Source organism: Streptomyces sp. MH60 (genome assembly GCF_002939385.1).
Lineage (GTDB): Bacteria > Actinomycetota > Actinomycetes > Streptomycetales > Streptomycetaceae > Streptomyces.
In genome coordinates this window covers 1-1,368 of the sequence record NZ_MULI01000182.1, presented here as the reverse complement: position 1 = coordinate 1,368, position 1,368 = coordinate 1, and the positions used below count along the sequence as shown (strand labels likewise).

Genomic DNA, 1,368 nt, shown 5'->3' with positions numbered 1-1,368 from the left:
GGCAGCGGTCGCGGCGGCACCGGCGGCGGCGCGCAGCAGGCGGCGCCGGGACGCCGCCCGGCGGATCGCCTCGTAGCGGCCCGGCGGCGGCCCCAGGAAGTCGGCGTCCGGACGCAGGACGACCAGCAGCGGATCGTCGCCGTCGCGTGCGAAGCCGGGCTCGTCCATCTCGTCCTCAAGGCGTGTGGTCAAGGCTCCTCCTCAGATGGACGCGGAGCAGTTCGCGGGCCGCGTGCAGGTCGGCCTTGACGGTTCCCTCCTTGCGTCCGGTGAGCACGGACACCTCCCGGATCGGCATGTCGGCGTAGTAGTGGAGCAGGATCGGCACGCGCAGTCGCTCCGGCAGGGACTGTACGAGCAACCGCACCGAGGGGTCGGCCTGTTCGGGGTGCGGACGCACCGCGACCTCCGCGGTGACCCGGCGCACCGCCCGGCGCTCGCGCTCCAGCTTGCGCCAGTGGTCGCGGACGAGGTTGGCGGCGGTGACGTAGAGGAAGCCGCGGGGCTCCTCCACGGACGTCCAGCGGGCCCAGAGCCGGGTGAACGCCTCCGAGGCGATCTCGTGGGCCGTCTCGTCGTCGTCGACGAGCCGGCGGCACCAGCCGGCGAGGCGCGGATACAGGGCGGCGAACAGCTCGGACGCCGCCCTGTCACGGGACCGTTTCAACGCTCTCCATGGTCGTGAGGGTATGCGGTGCCTACTGGGGCCTGTGCCGGGTGCCCTTGGTGGCGCTCAGTCCGGCGAAGACGATCACGTTGTCCCGGTACTCCTCGCCGTCGAGCGGGCCGCCGCAGGTGATCAGCCGCAGCTCCGGTCCTGCCACGTCCCCGTAGACGTCCTCCGTCGGGAAGTCCGCCTTCGCCACCGTCCGTACGGCCGTGACCGTGAACTCGGCGGCGGTGCCGTTCTCCAGGCGCGTCTCGATCCGGTCGCCGCGGTGCAGCCGCGCCAGGTGACGGAAGACCCCGTCGCCGTACGTGCCCACCGTGACGTGGCCGAGGAGGACCGACGGCCCGACCTGGCCCGGGGTCGGCGAGTGCCGGTACCAGCCGGCGCGGTCGTCGTCCGTGACGGGCGGGACCTCCACCGTGCCGTCCGCGGCCAGCCCGAGGCCCATCACCGGGGTGTCGACCCCGAGGGCGGGGATGCGCAGCCCCACGGGCACCGAACGCGCCAGGGGCCGCACCGGCTTCGCGGGGGCCTGCGCGGGCGGTGCCGCCGTGCCCGTCGTGGGCGCCGGGCGGCCGGGGGCGGTGTCGGCGTCCCCCTGGCCGCCGCCGCAGCCCACGAGCAGCGCGGCCAGTGCGGCGGTCGCGAGGGCGCGGCCGGGGCGCGGGATCATGCGCCGGTCGCCGCCGCCCGTCGGC

Annotated in this window: 2 protein-coding genes and 1 pseudogene; all 3 read right to left on the bottom strand. The window is 75.4% G+C overall.

Annotation, left to right across the window (positions count from 1 at the left end):
• Nucleotides 1-192, bottom strand: a pseudogene (locus BZZ08_RS38670) (hypothetical protein); the annotation flags it as partial.
• Nucleotides 176-667 (bottom strand): RNA polymerase sigma factor, encoded by a 492-nt coding sequence (locus tag BZZ08_RS38430; RefSeq protein ID WP_003975205.1) that lies wholly within the window; start codon nt 665-667, stop codon nt 176-178. The pseudogene BZZ08_RS38670 and the gene BZZ08_RS38430, both read right to left, overlap by 17 nt.
• A 31-nt stretch (nt 668-698) precedes the next feature.
• A complete protein-coding gene (locus tag BZZ08_RS38425; RefSeq protein WP_104636730.1) occupies nt 699-1,343 on the bottom strand; it encodes a class F sortase in 645 nt (214 codons plus the stop codon).
• Nucleotides 1,344-1,368: the final 25 nt, after the last annotated feature.